Genomic DNA, 17,510 nt, shown 5'->3' on the forward strand with positions numbered 1-17,510 from the left:
AAATTAGGGAAGTAAACTAAAATAAAGTTAATTTAAAATAAATTTTTAAATTAACTTTATTTTATATTAGGAATTAATTAAATTTAAAGCTAATTCCTTTAAGATTTAGATACTTAAAATGTAGTAATACATTTTACTATTTTAAGTATTCAAATTTTAGAATGAGTAATTTAAAAGTTAACTTAAAGCATATATAAGAGTTCAACTAACATTTAAGTTTATGTGTAAAATAAATTGGATATTATGTATAAAATATAAGTTAATAAATAATAATAGAAATTTTGTAAAATAATTGATATAATTTAATTTGAAGAAATTTATTAAAAAATAAAGTTATATACTAATCTAAGATGAGGGGAAGTATGAGAAAAAAAAGCAGTTTATTTATATTAAGTGTTATAATATTTTCTATATTATTTATATTTAATGTAGAAGCAAAAGAAAAAAATATAAATTTTAAAAGTATAACCATAGAAAATGGATTATCACAAAATTCCGTTTCTGCTATATTTCAAGATAGTGAAGGATATATGTGGTTTGGTACAGCAGATGGTTTAAATAAGTATGATGGGTATAGTTTTGAAAGTTATAAATTTGATAAAAGAAGTAAAAATGGCATAGCTGGAAGTTATATTGCAGATATAGCAGAAGATTTAAAAGGAAACATATGGATAGCAACTAGTAAGGGATTAAGTAAAATAGATAAAAAAAATCAAGTAATAAAAAATTATTTTTATGATGAAAATAATTTATCAGGAATATCTCATTATAATATATGGAATTTACTTATAGATAGTAAGGGTAACCTATGGATAGGCACTGAAAACGGTTTAAACTTATATGATGAACAAAAGGATATATTTATAAAATTTTGTAACAATAAAGAAAATGAAAATAGCTTATCTGATAATTTTATCTTGTCATTAGATGAAGATGAAAATGGTTTGATTTGGATAGGGACTAAAAAAGGATTAAATAGTTTAAATGTAAGTGATAAAAAAATCACAAGGTATTCAAAAAATAGTGAAATTATGCCATTAAGTGATGATTATATATTTAACATATACTGTGATAAAAATAATATTATTTGGATTGCAACAAAATTTGGTGGTTTGAATAAATTAGACTTAAAAAAAGAACAGATAGAGTACTATGTTAATGATGGAAATGAAGATAATAAAAGGCAAATACCAAGTAATTACGTTAGATGCATAAAATCTATGAGTGATAATGAAATATTAATTGGTACGGATAAAGGTCTTTGTAGATATAATCATAAAACCAATGAATTTATAACTTTTAATCATAATATTTATGATAATCAAAGTATAATAAATAATAATATTCTAAGTATATTTAAAGATAAGTCAGGTATTATTTGGATAGGTACATATGATGGTATAAATATGTTTAATCCTAATACTTTCTTTACCAGTTACAAATTTAATCCAACTATTGAAAAAACCTTTAGCGATAAATCCATAATGGGTATATATGAAGATGATGATGGTTTAGTTTGGTTTGGAACTATAAGTGGTGGATTAAATTGTTTAAATAGAAAAACTGGAGAGGTTAAAATTTATAAACATAATCCTAATAATGAGAATAGTATAAGTAGTAATGAAATTTGGCATGTTAATGCAAATAATAATGATGAGATATGGATATCAACATCCGATGGATTAAATAAATTTGATAAAAGAACGGAAACGTTCACAAGATATTACATAGAAGATGGATTATCATCTAACGAGACCAGATATATTTATTTTGATAGTAAAGATAATATGTGGATTGGGTCAAGAAATGGACTAACTTGCAGGGATAAGAATGGAGTATTTAAAGAAGAAAAAGAAATTTTTAAAAAGGGTGGATTGACAGATGAATTCATAACATCTATATATGAAGATGATAAAGGAAATTTATGGATTGGAGCTGCCTTAAATGGTGGAATTATAAAATATAATAGAGAAAAAGGAACAGTGAAAAATTATACAAGTCATATAGTGGATGATAATTGTTTAAGTATGAATAGTGTTAAATGTATAAGGGGAGATGATGTAGGAAATTTATGGATAGCCACTAATTATGGATTAAATAAATTTAATCCTAAAACAGAGGAGTTTACAGTATATACAGAAAGTGAAGGATTATCTAATAATTTTGTTTATGGTCTTCTTATAGATGAAGAACAAAATCCATGGATGAGTACTAACAATGGTATGTCAAAGTTAGATATAAAACAAAATAAATTTTTAAAATTTAATGTAACAGATGGATTGCAAAGTAATGAATTTAATTCTTATTCTATGTTTAAAAGTAAATCAGGAGAAATGTTTTTTGGTGGAATTAATGGATTTAATACATTTTATCCTAAAAATCTGAATCAAGATAATTATATTCCAAAGGTAGTTATTAAAGAGGTTTTATTTAATGGAAATATACTAAAGTATAATAAAAACATTACACTTAAATATAATGAAAATCACTTTAATGTAGAATTTTTTCTTCCAGAATACAATAATACATCTAAAACTGAATATTGCTATAAATTAAATGGATTTGATAAAGAATGGGTATATTGTAAAAATAGAAATTACGGTAATTACACTAATATACCACCAGGAAAATATGTATTTACAGTTAAAGCAAGAAATACTGCAGGGGTTTGGAGTGAGGAAACTAAGTTATCGATAAATATAATGAATCCGCCTTGGAAAACTCCTATTGCATATTTTATTTATATTTTAATATTAACTTTACTTATATATATAATATGGAATTATGTAAATATATTAGAAAAGATGGTTCATCAAAGAACTTTGGAACTTAATACAAAATTAAAGGAAAATAAAAAATTATATGACAAATTAATAGAGACAGAGAGATATAAAAATAACTATTTTATTAATTTATCGCACGAATTAAGAACTCCATTAAATGTTGTTATGTCTACACTTCAACTTTTAAATAGGTTTACTATAGATAGAATAGCAATACAAAATGAAAAAATGATATACTATTTAGATGTCATGACAAAGAATTCTAATAGATTGCTAAGGCTTATAAATAATATAATTGATACATCTAAGATTGATTCAGGAAGCTATAAAATTCATATACAAAAGGTAGATATAGTTTATTTAGTTGAGGAATTAGCGTTATCTATGAAAGAATTTATAGAGGATAAAGGCATAGAGCTTATAATTGATCCTGAGATTGAGGAAAAGATTATAGAGTGTGATCCAAGTGATATTGAAAGATGTATTATTAATTTAATAGGAAATTCAGTTAAATTTACTAATAGAGGTGGACTTATAGAAATAAAGATATTTGATAACGGTGATACTGTTTCAATATCTGTAAGAGACACTGGTGTTGGTATAGACAAACAGAATCATGAAAGTATATTTAATAGATTTTCACAAGCTTATGATAAATCGTCAGAAGAGCATGGAGGAAGTGGGCTTGGATTAACACTTACAATGCAATTGATAAAACTTCATAAAGGAACTATTGAGTTGAAAAGTGAATTAGGTAAAGGAAGTGAGTTTATAATAACTTTGCCACTTTATCAATAATGTTTAATGAATGAAAAAAAAGAATATATATTTAATTCTGAAAAAGATAATATCTATTGACTTAAAAGTTTAAAGGATGCATAATAATACATATATTAAAAGTAAATAATTAAGATAGAGGAGCAAAATTAAAGAGTATTATTATGGAGATAAGCACGATGAAGTAATAAGAAAGGGAATTTTGCCGAAGTTAATAGTGTATGCTTTAAGGCTATTGGCTGGTTTTATATAGAATATATATAAAACTGTCACAAAATATTTTGTGGAGGGCTATTACTTTATAAACTTTGAAGATTATTTTTAAAAGGAATTCGAAGCCATAAGTATATGCTTATGGCTTTTTCTTTTTTAAAATGTGAATAATTATTCAGTTTATTCAATGTGTATGTATCTTGGTTAATTACTTATGGGAATTAATAATTGAGCAGTTATTATGGATTACCTAATAAAATGCCCATAAGGAGGAAGCGTAATGAAAAACAATGAAGAGTTACAAAGAGGTTTAAAATCACGACACCTAAACATGATTGCAATGGGAGGTGCAATAGGGACAGGCATATTTCTTGCAATGGGGGATACCATACATAAGGCAGGGCCAGGAGGCGCACTAATAGCATATGGGTTAATTGGTGTTATGGTATATTTTTTAATTACTAGTTTAGGTGAAATGGCTACATATATGCCTATATCTGGTTCTTTTAGTGCTTATGCAACAAAATTTATAGATCCATCATTGGGATTTGCACTTGGTTGGAATTACTGGTATAACTGGGCAATAACAATAGCTGCAGAGATGGTAGCTGGTGGTTTGATAATGAAATATTGGTTTCCAGATGTAAAGCCGGTTATCTGGAGTATTGTATTTTTAACTATAATAGTAGGGTTGAATTTATTATCTTCTAAAGCTTTTGGTGAATCAGAATATTGGTTTGCTAGTATAAAAATTATAACAGTAATAATATTTTTATTAATTGGAGTTTTAACTATTTTAGGAATAATAGGCGGAGAAAAAATAGGATTTAAAAACTTTACTGCAAATGGAGGACCTTTTGTTGGAGGGAAGAATTCAATATTTATGATTTTTTTATTAGCTGGATTTGCTTTTCAGGGAACAGAACTTGTTGGTGTTGCAGCAGCTGAAAGTGAAAATCCAGAGAAAACTATACCTAAAGCAGTAAGTACTATATTTTGGAGAATATTAATATTCTATTTAGGAACGATTGTTATTATTGGGGCTATAATACCTTATACAGAGTTAGGAGTAGAACAGAGTGCCTTTACGGTTGTTTTTGAAAGGGCAGGAATATCTATGGCTGCATCAATAATGAATGCTGTAATTTTAACATCTATATTATCAGCAGGAAATTCTGGAATGTATGCATCAAGTAGAATGTTACATGCTATGGCTAAAGAAGGAATGGCACCAAAAACTTTTGCAAAAACCAATTCAAAAGGAGTTCCTGTTAATGCTATAATATTAACTACTTGTATTGCATCAATATGTTTTTTAACAGGAATTTTTGCAGAAAATACAGTTTATGTGTGGTTAGTAGCGGCATCAGGATTAGCAGGATTTATAGCTTGGGTAGGTATTGCACTTTGTCACTATAGATTTAGAAGAGCTTATATAGCACAAAATAAAAAATTATCTGATTTAAAATATAAAGCTAAGTTATACCCATTAGGACCAATTATTGCATTGGTAATGTGTGTAATAATAATAATAGGACAAGGATATAGTTATTTAAGTGGGGATACAATAGATTGGCAAGGATTGATAGCATCTTATATTGGATTACCATTATTTATAATTTTATATGGTGGATATAAAATTAAAAATAAGACTAAAGTAGTAAAATTAGAAGATGTTGATTTGAAATATAATGAAAAAGATGAAAATAATAATAAAATAGCATAATTAAAAAGTAGATAGTGGAGAGGATAATAAAATTGAACAAATATTTTATTTGAAATTATATTATAACTTTATGGTTGTAACCTAAGCCTAAAAAAACTCTTCACTATCTATTAATTACATGTAATATTTAAATTTTTCTTTAATGTATATGTGAATGGAATTATGTTATTGGCAAGATATCCTTCAAAAAATATGTAGAATGATAGTGTAGCAGCTATGAAATAATGTGATTTAATGGTATTATTATACTAATAATAAATTATAAATTCTAAATATTTTGATTAAAATAATAAAAGAATTTAAATTATCTAAAAAAATTATATAGTTATACGTAAGACATATTATTAAAATACATAATATGTTTTAACAGGGCTTTAAATAGGGGGTTGTGGGAATATGCGAAGAAGTTATCCTTGTATAGAAGTAGATTTGAATAAGTTAGCACATAATTGCAAGACAATTTTGAAATTATGCAATGATCAAGGAATAGAAGTAGTTGCTATAACAAAAGGGTTTTGTGCTAAAAAGCCTATAGTTAATGCTATGGTTGAAGCTGGAATTAAAACAATAGGAGATGCAAGAATTCAGAACTTGAGGGGCGTAGCTGAACTAAATTGTGAAAAGTATTTAGTAAGAATACCCATGGAAAGTGATGCATCCAATGTTGTTAAATATTCTGATGTAAGTTTAAATTCTGAGTTAAAAGTTATAGAGAAATTATCAAAAGCAGCAAAAAGAGCAAAAAAAACACACAATATTATACTTATGATAGATTTAGGAGATTTAAGAGAAGGGGTATTAGAACTAGATTTATTAGATACAGTTAAAGAAATATTAAAGCTTCCTAATATAAAACTAATAGGTGTTGGAACTAATTTAACTTGCTATGGTGGTGTATTGCCAGATGAAAATAATCTTGGAAAGTTAGTTGAGTTAAGGGACAAGCTAGAGAAAATATTAGATATAAAACTTCCAATAATATCAGGTGGAAATTCTAGTAGCTTATATATGGTTATAAATGGACAAATACCTAAGGGAATAAATCAACTTAGAATAGGCGAAGGAATTATATTAGGGACAGAATCATCTTTTGCAAATAAGATTGATAATACTTTCCAAGATGTGTTTACATTAAAAGGAGAGATAGTAGAAATAAAAAATAAGCCTTCTGTTCCTAAGGGGACTATAGGATTAAATGCTTTTGGTGAAGAACCGCATTTTGAAGATGTAGGTATTATGAAAAGAGCAATATTAGCTATAGGAAGACAAGATATAAAGGTAGATGCTATGAGTCCTAGGGATGAAAAAATAAAGATTTTAGGAGCAAGCAGTGATCATTTGATATTAGATTTGACTGAAAATATGAAAGATTATAGGGTTGGGGACATAGTGGATTTTGATGTTAAGTATGGATGTTTACTTCAAGCTATGACATCACCATATATAAGCAAATACTATAAACACAGGTAATACGAGCCTATATCTCAAGATAGAATTTATCTTGAGATATTTTTCATATTTCAACAAAATTTATAAACAGATAAGGTGCAGATATAAAGAAAAATATAACTATAATTGAACATTTTTGAAAAAAGTATATGTGTGATATAATAAAATCAGAAAATTTAGAGAAAAGGGGGATGAGTTTATTTATAAACTCAAGTTTATATGAAATTATTAGTAAGAGATAAATTTCCTAAAATGAATGTTATTACTACAAAAGGGAAGATGAATTTGCCAGATGATTTTTATGGAAAATGGTTTGTATTTTTTAGTCATCCATCAGATTTTACTCCTGTTTGTACAACAGAATTTGTAGCATTTCAAGAAATGATAGAGAAGTTTGAAATGTTAAATACTGAACTTGTAGGACTAAGTGTTGATACCATTGAAGAACATAAAAATTGGATTTTATGGATAAAAGAAAATTTAAATGTAGAAATTAAATTCCCAATAATAGATGATAGCAATAAGGAAATATCTAGACGACTAGGAATGATAAGAGATGAACAAAAGGATACGACAACAGCGAGATCAGTAGTTATAGTAGATTTTAAGGGAACTGTAAGAACTATATTAGAATATCCTAAAGAAATTGGTAGAAACATAGATGAAATAATAAGGATAGTTAAAAGTTTACAAATAGCTAGTGAAAAGCATTTATTTACACCTGCAAATTGGCCTAATAATAAAATTATAGGAAGTAAAGTTTTAATTGGAAGTAGTGAAGAAGTTACAGAGAAGAGGATTAAAGATGAAAATATATGTAAGTTATCTTCATGGTTTATGTATAAAAGTTTAGATGATTAGAATAAATTTTAATAATCATTGAAAAAATAGAATAAAAAATATATACTAAGAAGAACTAATGTAAAATATATTCTTATGAATAAGTTATATGTTATATAAAGGTAGTTTATATATGTTTAATAAAAGAATTAATAAATCTAAGGAAAAATAGTAAATAGCATATGTATGCTTTAGGAGATGTACTTAAAATGGATAGAAAAACATTAAGATATTTTAAAATAGCATTCAATTTTGAGATACCTTTATTTATGGTATGTATGTTAATTTCTGCTTATAAGCAATCAATATTTTGGATGTTATTTTTTCTAATAGTAATTATTATAGATATATTTGCTCTTAGATTTGTAGAAAAAAAACTGAAATGAAGATAACATAAAAAGCAGTGTTTTAAAATTAATGTATACTGCTTTTTATGTTGTTAAAAATTTACAAGGCTTTACTATCTAAGGCTTCAGCTGCATTATATGAACTTCTAACTAAAGGTGCTGAGGCAATATAACGAAATCCCATATCCATACCTATGTCTTTGAATTTATTAAATTTATCTGGATGAACATATTCTACCAATTCAATATGATTTTTAGAAGGTTGAAGGTATTGACCAATTGTAACAATATCGCATTCATAAGTTCTTAAATCTTTTAATAAAGATATTACCTCATCATCATTTTCACCTAAACCTAGCATAAAACCGGATTTAGTTAAAATACTGGAATCTAATTTTTTTACCATTTTTAAAAGTTCTAAAGAACGTGAATAAATTGCTTGAGGTCTTACCTTACTATATAAACTTGGAACAGTTTCTATATTATGATTTAAAATTTCAGGTTTTGCATCTGTAATTGTTTTCAATCCGTTCCAATTTCCTTTTAAATCAGGTATAAGAACTTCAACTGTAGTAGACGGATTAAGCTTTCTAATACAGTTTATAACATTAGCAAAATGAGAAGCGCCACCATCAACTAAATCATCTCTAGTTACAGAAGTTATAACTGCATGTCTTAAATTAAGTTTTTGAATAGCTTCTGCTACATGTATAGGTTCAAGCGGATCTACATCTGTTGGAGTTCCAGATGTTACATTACAAAATCTACAATTTCTAGTGCAGGTATTACCTAAAATCATAAATGTTGCAGTTCCTTTATTATGACATTCTAATCTATTTGGGCAATTAGCTTCTGTGCATACAGTATTTAAAGATAATGAGCGAGTTAAAGCTTGTACTTTTTTAAAATTATCACTATGTTCCAATTTCACTTTTAACCAATCTGGTTTTCTTTTATACATAAAAATACCTCCACAACTTAATATAATAATTGTTATACTAAAACATAAGATTAATTAAATCTTTATTAGATATACCTTTTATATAATCTTCTATATTAAATGAGTTTAGTAGATTACTTAATATAGTTGGGTTATACGGTTTGTCAATAAATTTGCTTTCTAGATATTCAATATTTTTTGTGAAGAAAAAATCTCCGTAAAATTTAAAATCTTTAATAATTCCTTTTTCAATATTAAAATTAACTTCAATAGTTCCACCATTAAATCTTTTTTCTTTTGAGTATTTATATTTAGAATTCTTACCAAAATTCCATTCATGTGTGGCAAAACGTATATTCATAATATTATTAATTTCTTTTAAAGCTGTATCATCAAAGGAATATAGCTTTTTTTCATTGAATTCATTCATAACAAAATCTAATACATACTTTTTAAAATTAAGCACAGTCATATTTTCTTTAAGGTAATCAGAAATATTAGTAACTCTTGATTTAACTGAAGATACACTTTTATGCTTAAATTTTAGAGGATTTACCTTTAAAGCTGAAGATAAGTTTACTATAGAGCTTGAAAACAAAAGTGTACCATGATGAAGAACTTTATTTTTATAATAATATTGAGCATTACCTGAAAATTTTTTTTCATCTATAACCAAATCATTTCTTCCTGAAAATTTAGCATCTATTCCTAGACTATGAAGAGATTTAATTATAGGAAGAGTGAATTTTTTAAAGTTAGAAGTAACATCACCAGTATTTTGAGAAATAAAAGAAAAATTTATATTCCCTAAATCATTGAAAACTGCACCACCACCAGTAAGTCTTCGAACTACTTTAATGTTATTATTACTTACATAATCTTCATTTATTTCAGCAAATGCGTTTTGATTTCTACCAATAAGTATGCAAGGCTCATTTTGCCATAACATAAAACAATCATTATCTAAAGTCTTTAAAATATATTCCTCAGCAGAATGATTAAAATATGGGTTTATGTTATTGTGATTTATAAATATCATTATTTAGCAACCTTTCTTTTTAGTTATGTATAAAATAAAAAAGAAAGAGAAAATTTATACTCTTTCTTTTTTATTTAAAACTAAATAATTAAGAATAAATAATATTAGTTTTGTTTAGTTTCTTCTTTTTTATTTGTATCTTTATCTTTGTTTGCATTTGCATCCTTAGTTTCATCTTTTTTAGTGTCATCTTTTTTATTAGTGTCTTCTACCTTTGTGTTATTTCCTTCAGTTTTGTTCTCAGTAGCGTTGTTTCCACCACAAGCAACTAAAGATAATGTTAACATTACTGATAATACGATTGAAAGAACTTTTTTCATTTTAAAATCCTCCTAAGATTAAATACATATTTTTAACTTCGATTATTATTATACTCCTAAAATTTAACAAAATAAATACAAAATTCAAAAAAAACACAATATTTAATCAATAAAAAGTTGTTTTGAGAAAAAGTAAAATCTATTTCAAAAATATGCTTTAAATATAAATAAATTCAAAAATTTAGAAAGAAAAATAATACAATAAATGGTAAAACTTATTGACATATGTAATAAAAAACAAAAATATAAGTTAAAAAGTTAGAAATAAAAAACCTTTAAATAAAAAAATATTATTTAAAGGAATATTAAAACAACTATATATGAAATTTTTTTCTAAACTTTTCTTTATATTGTTCTGGTAATTTATGATGTATGTATAATAAAGCAATAGATAGAGGAAATCCTATAAAGGAAATTATTATTGACCAAGTTAATATTATAGATTCTTTATAATTTAGACATATTAGTGTGTCAATGGCTAAAGAATATAAAGTTAAAAGAAATATAACATATGCAGCTATATTAAATCCTGGATTTTTACTTATTCTAATTAATTTTACAAGAGATAGTATGAAAATTGTAGCCAAAAAAATGCAAGGTAACCCAAATGTAATAGACCAATATAATTCACCATCAACAATATCTAATAAAATAATTAAAAATAAAGTATTAGTAGCCATTGATTTTATAAATTTGTCTAAAGACAAGTTAGTTTTAAGTATTATGTATAAGTAAATTATTCCAGATAAAATACTTACAGTGCTATATCTTGACCAAGTAATAGTTTTAGAAAAATATATATTTTGTAAAGTTGCTATAAAAATACCGCATATGGAAATAGCTAATAATACTGAAAATATTACTTTTTTAAGTTGTTCATGCTTAGAAGGGTAAATATTTGTAGCATCAGGAAATTTATTTTCTTCTTTAATGAAACTATCTGGAGTTGTATTTGGTAAAGAAAATTCACAAAGAGGACACTCAGTTAAAGTATACTCTACCTCTATACCACATTTAGGACAATAAGGCATAAAAGAAAACACCTCCTTAAATTTTATTTATGTCTAGGATTGTCGTTTGTTTCAATTTTGCAAATTATACCCATTTTTCGTAATTTTCTAAAAAAAATTTTTTCTATAGTTTTGTCGTAGGTTACTTTTCCAAAAGTTATATAAAGATTATCTTTATAACTAGCCATAACGATTTTTATTTTATTACCTTCACTAGGAGGCGGATATGCTTCAAAACGCTCTATAAATGGTTCAAGTTCTTTAGGCATAGTTATCTTACCAACATTAGATATTCCACTGGTGTAACTACCTTCTCCAAGTCTGCTATAAGCAATAGGTAACACTAAATTTTTAATAAAAAGAGGCGTAGATCGATTTAAAAAACTTAGTTCGCTTTTTATATTTTTAGTTATTTGCTGATTAATAAAACGTTTGTGAGTTTTTTCTCTCATATATTGATGAACATAAGTCAATATTTCATCAAAATTATAATCTAAAAGTCTAGGATCTATCATAGGTGTTACAGAGATAAAAAAGTTTCTAAGTGTTTTTGAATCATATGATTTTCTTAAACTAACTGGTACATTTAAAATTATTGGATTCAATTTCATTTTAGGGCTTTCTTTTTTTAATTCTTTTATATAATCTAATATAGTATCAAAATAAACAGCTATGATAAATTCAGTAAGAGTTACCCCATGAACTTTAGAAATTTCCAAAATATTTTTAACAGGTAATATTCCTGTCACTACATGGTATACCCCTTTAGTATCTAAAGGCATAGGAAAATGAAATGCCTTCGGTAACTTATAAGGTGGTGGTGTAGTCTTATTAAAGTATCTCTTGAAGGAGTCTTCAAATTCTTCTTCTTTTGGAATGTCATTATAATTAAAAAAAGACGTATCTTTATCTATAAAATTTATTTTTTTAAGTTTAAAATATTCTTTTAAAAGGCTTTGTAAAAATATTATTCCACCGGTACCATCTGTTATACTGTGTGAAAATTCAACAGCAATTCTTTTTTTATAGTATATTACTCTAAAAGGAAAGGTGCCCTTTTTTTTTAGTTCTAAACGAATGCAAGGATAGTATTTTTCTTCTTCAACTGTTGGTATTTTTTCTGTATGATCAAAATAATACCAAAACAATCCTGGTCTTAAATTTACTTGAAAATAAGGAAAACGCTTAATAACTAAATTTAATGCATGTTGAAGCAAAATAGAATCTACATATTCTGTTAAGGTTGAAGAAATTCTAAAAATTGTACTTACTCTCCAGGACATTATTGAAGGATATAATTTTCCTGCATTATCTAAAGGGTACCAGTTTGATTTTGATTTTTTTTTCATAAATAAACCTCTTTCAATAAACCTAAATTTAAAACTAATCTAATTATAGCATTAATCATTTAAATAGTAGATTAATTTTTCTAAAAATTAAATGGTGAATGATTTTTTATGTTATAAACAATTAATAGTATTATTTATAGTATATCGGTTTAATTGAAATTTAATTATATATGAAGTTTTTTCTTCAATTTAATTTTATATTCAACAGGTAATTTATGATGTATATAAATAAGTACTAAACCTAAAGGCAATAAAACTATAGTTACTAATAAAGACCATCTTAACTTGAATGAGTTATATAAAGTTAAAGATATAAAACCATCAATTCCAATACAATATACGGATAAGGCAATTAAAGTGTATCCTGCTACATTAAAATATTTATGTTTAGCAATTCTAAATACTTCATAGCATATGGATAAAAGACATATAGTCATTACTATAAATGGAAGTCCTAATTTTATAGACCAAGATAAGTTGCCATCAAAAATATCTAATAATAATATTAATATAAAAGTATTCAAACCAAATCCTATTATAAAATTTTTAAACTTCCATTGTAAATCTAACATTAGATAAAAATAAAACATAGCTGCAATTATACAAACCGTAGAGTATTTTGACCAAGTAAGTTTCCCAGAAATATAAAAATTACAAAATAAGGTTATAAACATGCTACATATACAAAATGCTTTAATTATAGAAAAAAGTATTTTTTTAAATTCTTTAACTTTTTTATTATAAATATTAACTGCATTAGGAAAACTATCATAAAAACTCTCTGAAGAATTCGTATCTATGTAAGGTAAAGCAAACTTACATAGAGGACATTTTTTTACATTAGGGTTAACTTCCACACCACATTTAGGACAATAAGACAACTATTAACACCTCCAGTAAATCTTAATATAGAAAAATATATATTTATATTAATTGGTTTCTATTTTTATAGGTATGCCCATTTTCCTAAGTTTATTAAAAAATATTCTTTCAATATTTGAATCTGTGGTCACTTTGCCAAAAGTTATATAAAGATTGTTTTTGAAACTTAATAAAACAAGTTTAATTTTATTACCTTCACTGGGTGGAGGATATGCTTCAAATTTTTCTATATAAGGATATAGTTCCTGAGGAATAGTTATTTTACCTAAATTGGAAAGGCCACTGGTATAATGTCCCTCAGCAAAAGTGCTATAAGCAATAGGTAAAAATAAATTTTTAAATATAAGAGGAACTGCTCTATTTAAAAAGAAAAGTTCTGTTTTAACATTTTTGCTAATATATTGATTAATTTGCTTTTTATCAGTATTAATATACATATAATTTTTGATATAGATTAAAAGCTCATCAAAAGTATAGTCACCTAATCTTGGATCAATCATTGGTGTTATAGAAATAAAAAAGTTTCTAAGGGTTTTAGAATTGTAAATTTTTCTAAGATTTACTGGTACATTTAGTATTATAGGTGACTTTTTAAATGGTAAGTCAAATCTTTCTAACAATTTAATATAATCTAGTATTGTCTCAAAATATACTGCTAAGAAAAATTCTGTAACAGTAGCATTTTTAGATTTGCAAATATTAAGTACTTTGTCCAAAGGAAGAGAACCTGTAACTATATAATATATACCTTTAGAGTCTAGTTCCATAGGGAAATGGAAAGCAAAAGGTAGTGGCGATGGATTAGGTACATTTGGATTAAAATGTTTTTTGAAGGAATCTTCAAAAAATAAATTAGAAGAGTAATTATTAATTTCTTCTGATTCTTTTATAATATCTTTAAAAGAAAAATATTCATATAGTAAGCTTTTCATAAATATTAATGCCCCATGACCATCAGTAATACAATGAGAAATTTCTAAAGAAATTTTTTTGTTATAATATAAAATTTTAAATGGAAAGTTCCCTTTCTTTTTAAGCTCCATTCCAGTACAAGGATAATAAGTTTCTTTTTCAATTGTAGGAAAAAAGTTTACATAGTCAAAATAATACCAAAATAATCCTGGCTTTAAGTTCACTTTAAAAAAAGGAAATTTATTAATTGTTTTGTTTAAAGCTCTTTGTAATAGTTTAGGTTCTATATCAATAGTTAAAGTAGCAGAAATTCTAAAAACAGTGGTAACCCTCCAAGACATTATTGAGGGATATAATTTGCCTGCATTATCAAGAACGTACCAGTCAAATTTATTATTATTCATAATTACCTCATAAAAAAATAATTAAACATACTAAAAATAACAAGTTATATTTTGCTAATCTTTTATACTACACCAATAAAATTTATTGTCTTATAAACATATAGTGTAATAATTTTAACTTTATATTTTTATATGCCTTATATAAATATTCATATTATAAAAACAATAAAAAAGTACTATTAAATTTAAATTGTGAACTACAAAAAAGGGAGGTTCATCATTTAAAGACACTCCCTTTAAAACTTTATTTTTTATTAAAATGACCAGTTACCATTTTTAAATATATAAAATTCTTCATCCTCTTTAGTTATTCCAATTATATCAAGATCCTTTGATCCTATCATAAAATCAACATGAGTTAAGGATGTATTACCACCAGCATTTTTAAATTCTTCTTCAGACATTTCACTTCCATTTTCTAAGCATGTAGGATAACCATTTCCAAATGCTAAATGACATGAAGCATTTTCATCAAATAATGTATTATAAAATACTGTATTTGAATTAGAAATTGGAGAATCAAAAGGAACCAAGGCAACTTCACCTAAATAACTAGCACCTTCATCTGTATCTAATAATTTTTTTAATGTCTCATAACCTTCTTTTGCTGTAAAATCAACAACTTTTCCATCTTTAAAAGTTAAAGTAAAATCATTAATTAAGTTTCCACCATAATTAAGAGGTTTAGTACTAGTTACAGTTCCATTAACACCTGTTTTAAGTGGCAGCGTAAAAACTTCTTCAGTCGGCATATTAGCAACAAAAAAAGTGTTTTTACCATTGTATTCTCCACCACCAGACCAAATGTGATTTTCAGGAAGTTCTATAGTAAGGTTGGTGATGCTTGATTTATAATGTAATTTTTTGAATTTCTTTTCATTTAAAAATGCTGTACTTTTTTCAAGAGTTTTTAGGTGTTCATTCCAAGCAGCAACAGGATTATCTTTATCAACTCTTACTATTTTAAATATAGCTTCCCATAATTTTTCAACAGCTTCTTTTGGTGAAACTTCAGGAAATACTTTTTTAGCCCATGCTTCGGTAGGAACAGACACTACATTCCATGCAACAGTACTACTCATAGTATATTCTCTAAAAGCTTTAGTAGCTAGTGAACGGGCTTTGTTAGCAGATGCTATTCTAGAAGGGTCTACAGATTTTAAAATTTCAGGGTCTTGTGCGTATATGCTTAAAAATGCAGCATTATTTTTTGCCAAGTCTTCAAGTTCAGCAGCTTCAAATTTAGAAAATTCGTTAAATACTTCTTCTGGAGCATTTAAAAATTTTATTAAAGATGCTTTTTCATCATTCCATTTAATTATAACATTTCTAGCACCATGTTTATAAGCAGACTCAGATATAGCTCTTGCAAATTCAGCACATTCAATAGGGGAATTAACAACTAAAGTTTGATTTTTTTGTATGTTTATACCAACACAAACTGCAAGATCTGCATATTTCATTAATGTTTCTTGGAAATTATTCATTTTATATTCCTCCTAAATAAATTATATTTCAATTATATTTTTTATAAAATACATTAATTATAATATATTAAGAACATATTAGCAAAAAAATTTGAATAATCAATATTTTTATTTGTAAAGTATTGATAAAAAAATAGGAATGGACATATACCCATTCCTACTTTAAATAAAACTCTATAATTTATTCATATATTTTAAAACAGCCTTAATAGTTTCATATCTATCGCTGCCTTCTAATCTAATATCGCCTTTAATTTTTACACCACCACCAACTACAAAAATTTTTTCAGCAGGCATTGTAGCGGCGTTATAATTACTTTCTCTTACTACAGGAGAAAGTAGAAAATCAGCTAAATATTCTGCAGCTCTTTTATCTATATCATTGTTATATATAATTAAATTTTTCACTTTATTCACCTCAGGGGTTGGTGGAGAGTTTTGTATTGTAGGATCAATTCCATTTGCTATAGCAAAACCTAATTTATCTTCACCAAATTTTTTATATAATTCAACATCTTTTACTGCTTCACAGAAAAAACATTCTACTATCATAGCTTCCATAGAAGTAGAGTTGAGTTCTGCAAGTTCAGTTGAAAATTTAATGCCTCTATTGATAAAGCCAAGTTTTTGAAAATTACTCAATATTCTATTAGCTTTATCTTTAGTAGCTTGGCTACAATTTGGATGAACCCAAATTTCTGAACCAATAGCCCCGTTGTATGAATCATACGCTTTATTTAAATGAATAGAATAGAAAAAATCTACATTTGATGAATTAGCTTTATTTATACCCCACATTAATTCTATATTAGCGTCATTCATATTCCCAGGGTAACAATCTATAAATTGATGATATTTTTCTAAATATTTTTTAGAATATAAGAATATTTTTCTAGCCTCAGTAGTTTCATCAATTATACCACTAGCACCTGGAGCTAATGGATTATGGCCAGATCTTCCCCCAATTTTCATAATTTGCACCTCTTTTATATCAGTACATTTTGTATATAAGATACTTTACATAATATAATA

General features: G+C 25.8%; 14 protein-coding genes and 1 riboswitch. Of the genes, 5 read left to right on the top strand and 9 right to left on the bottom strand.

Annotation, left to right across the window (positions count from 1 at the left end; genetic code table 11):
* Positions 1 to 362 precede the first annotated feature (362 nt).
* From KQI36_RS11815 to KQI36_RS11835, 5 genes are all read left to right on the top strand, one after another.
* Positions 363 to 3,581 (top strand): ligand-binding sensor domain-containing protein, encoded by a 3,219-nt coding sequence (locus tag KQI36_RS11815; protein WP_216451047.1) that lies wholly within the window; start codon positions 363 to 365, stop codon positions 3,579 to 3,581.
* A gap of 107 nt (positions 3,582 to 3,688) precedes the next feature.
* Positions 3,689 to 3,862, top strand: a riboswitch (Lysine riboswitch).
* Positions 3,863 to 4,053: 191 nt separating this feature from the next.
* Entirely contained in the window at positions 4,054 to 5,499 is a 1,446-nt protein-coding gene (locus KQI36_RS11820; protein WP_216451048.1) for an amino acid permease, read from the top strand.
* Between the two features lie 396 nt (positions 5,500 to 5,895).
* Positions 5,896 to 6,969 carry an ornithine racemase Orr gene (gene orr / locus KQI36_RS11825; protein ID WP_216451049.1) on the top strand — a complete coding sequence of 358 codons (1,074 nt, stop codon included), beginning with the start codon at positions 5,896 to 5,898 and terminating at the stop codon, positions 6,967 to 6,969.
* 198 nt (positions 6,970 to 7,167) lie between these two features.
* Positions 7,168 to 7,809, top strand: coding sequence for a peroxiredoxin (locus KQI36_RS11830; RefSeq protein WP_216451050.1), 642 nt, complete (start codon positions 7,168 to 7,170; stop codon positions 7,807 to 7,809).
* Between the two features lie 188 nt (positions 7,810 to 7,997).
* Positions 7,998 to 8,174, top strand: coding sequence for a hypothetical protein (locus KQI36_RS11835; protein WP_155844791.1), 177 nt, complete (start codon positions 7,998 to 8,000; stop codon positions 8,172 to 8,174).
* A gap of 61 nt (positions 8,175 to 8,235) precedes the next feature.
* On the opposite strand, the gene lipA is transcribed toward KQI36_RS11835, so the two are convergent.
* The 9 genes from lipA to KQI36_RS11880 all read right to left on the bottom strand — a co-directional run bounded on the left by lipA (position 8,236) and on the right by KQI36_RS11880 (position 17,450).
* A complete protein-coding gene (gene lipA / locus KQI36_RS11840) occupies positions 8,236 to 9,096 on the bottom strand; it encodes a lipoyl synthase (protein WP_216451051.1) in 861 nt (286 codons plus the stop codon).
* A gap of 37 nt (positions 9,097 to 9,133) precedes the next feature.
* Positions 9,134 to 10,114: a lipoate--protein ligase gene (gene lplA, locus KQI36_RS11845; protein ID WP_216451052.1), complete on the bottom strand. Its 981-nt coding sequence runs from the start codon at positions 10,112 to 10,114 to the stop codon at positions 9,134 to 9,136.
* Between the two features lie 104 nt (positions 10,115 to 10,218).
* Positions 10,219 to 10,434: a hypothetical protein gene (locus KQI36_RS11850; protein WP_010299093.1), complete on the bottom strand. Its 216-nt coding sequence runs from the start codon at positions 10,432 to 10,434 to the stop codon at positions 10,219 to 10,221.
* A gap of 314 nt (positions 10,435 to 10,748) precedes the next feature.
* A complete protein-coding gene (locus KQI36_RS11855) occupies positions 10,749 to 11,465 on the bottom strand; it encodes a DUF6320 domain-containing protein (RefSeq protein WP_216451053.1) in 717 nt (238 codons plus the stop codon).
* A gap of 23 nt (positions 11,466 to 11,488) precedes the next feature.
* Positions 11,489 to 12,793: a condensation domain-containing protein gene (locus tag KQI36_RS11860; protein ID WP_216451054.1), complete on the bottom strand. Its 1,305-nt coding sequence runs from the start codon at positions 12,791 to 12,793 to the stop codon at positions 11,489 to 11,491.
* 164 nt (positions 12,794 to 12,957) lie between these two features.
* Complete coding sequence (locus tag KQI36_RS11865) at positions 12,958 to 13,674, bottom strand: DUF6320 domain-containing protein (RefSeq protein ID WP_216451055.1); 717 nt, start codon at positions 13,672 to 13,674, stop codon at positions 12,958 to 12,960.
* 48 nt (positions 13,675 to 13,722) lie between these two features.
* The gene (locus KQI36_RS11870) at positions 13,723 to 14,991 is read right to left on the bottom strand and encodes a hypothetical protein (RefSeq protein ID WP_216451056.1); all 1,269 of its coding nucleotides are present in this window, start codon (positions 14,989 to 14,991) and stop codon (positions 13,723 to 13,725) included.
* Positions 14,992 to 15,245: 254 nt separating this feature from the next.
* Positions 15,246 to 16,478 carry an aminopeptidase gene (locus KQI36_RS11875; protein WP_216451057.1) on the bottom strand — a complete coding sequence of 411 codons (1,233 nt, stop codon included), beginning with the start codon at positions 16,476 to 16,478 and terminating at the stop codon, positions 15,246 to 15,248.
* Positions 16,479 to 16,652: 174 nt separating this feature from the next.
* The gene (locus tag KQI36_RS11880; RefSeq protein WP_216451058.1) at positions 16,653 to 17,450 is read right to left on the bottom strand and encodes an N-acetylmuramoyl-L-alanine amidase; all 798 of its coding nucleotides are present in this window, start codon (positions 17,448 to 17,450) and stop codon (positions 16,653 to 16,655) included.
* Between the last annotated feature and the right edge of the window lie 60 nt (positions 17,451 to 17,510).

Source organism: Clostridium senegalense, from assembly GCF_018916625.1.
GTDB lineage: Bacteria > Bacillota > Clostridia > Clostridiales > Clostridiaceae > Clostridium_J > Clostridium_J senegalense.

Excerpts from the sequence above, each read along its gene's own strand:
- KQI36_RS11815 (WP_216451047.1), top strand. The coding sequence starts at position 363 with ATGAGAAAAAAAAGCAGTTTATTTATATTAAGTGTTATAATATTTTCT.
- KQI36_RS11820 (WP_216451048.1), top strand. The coding sequence starts at position 4,054 with ATGAAAAACAATGAAGAGTTACAAAGAGGTTTAAAATCACGACACCTA.
- orr (WP_216451049.1), top strand. The coding sequence starts at position 5,896 with ATGCGAAGAAGTTATCCTTGTATAGAAGTAGATTTGAATAAGTTAGCA.
- KQI36_RS11830 (WP_216451050.1), top strand. The coding sequence starts at position 7,168 with ATGAAATTATTAGTAAGAGATAAATTTCCTAAAATGAATGTTATTACT.
- KQI36_RS11835 (WP_155844791.1), top strand. The coding sequence starts at position 7,998 with ATGGATAGAAAAACATTAAGATATTTTAAAATAGCATTCAATTTTGAG.
- lipA (WP_216451051.1), bottom strand. The coding sequence starts at position 9,096 with ATGTATAAAAGAAAACCAGATTGGTTAAAAGTGAAATTGGAACATAGT.
- lplA (WP_216451052.1), bottom strand. The coding sequence starts at position 10,114 with ATGATATTTATAAATCACAATAACATAAACCCATATTTTAATCATTCT.
- KQI36_RS11850 (WP_010299093.1), bottom strand. The coding sequence starts at position 10,434 with ATGAAAAAAGTTCTTTCAATCGTATTATCAGTAATGTTAACATTATCT.
- KQI36_RS11855 (WP_216451053.1), bottom strand. The coding sequence starts at position 11,465 with ATGCCTTATTGTCCTAAATGTGGTATAGAGGTAGAGTATACTTTAACT.
- KQI36_RS11860 (WP_216451054.1), bottom strand. The coding sequence starts at position 12,793 with ATGAAAAAAAAATCAAAATCAAACTGGTACCCTTTAGATAATGCAGGA.
- KQI36_RS11870 (WP_216451056.1), bottom strand. The coding sequence starts at position 14,991 with ATGAATAATAATAAATTTGACTGGTACGTTCTTGATAATGCAGGCAAA.
- KQI36_RS11875 (WP_216451057.1), bottom strand. The coding sequence starts at position 16,478 with ATGAATAATTTCCAAGAAACATTAATGAAATATGCAGATCTTGCAGTT.
- KQI36_RS11880 (WP_216451058.1), bottom strand. The coding sequence starts at position 17,450 with ATGAAAATTGGGGGAAGATCTGGCCATAATCCATTAGCTCCAGGTGCT.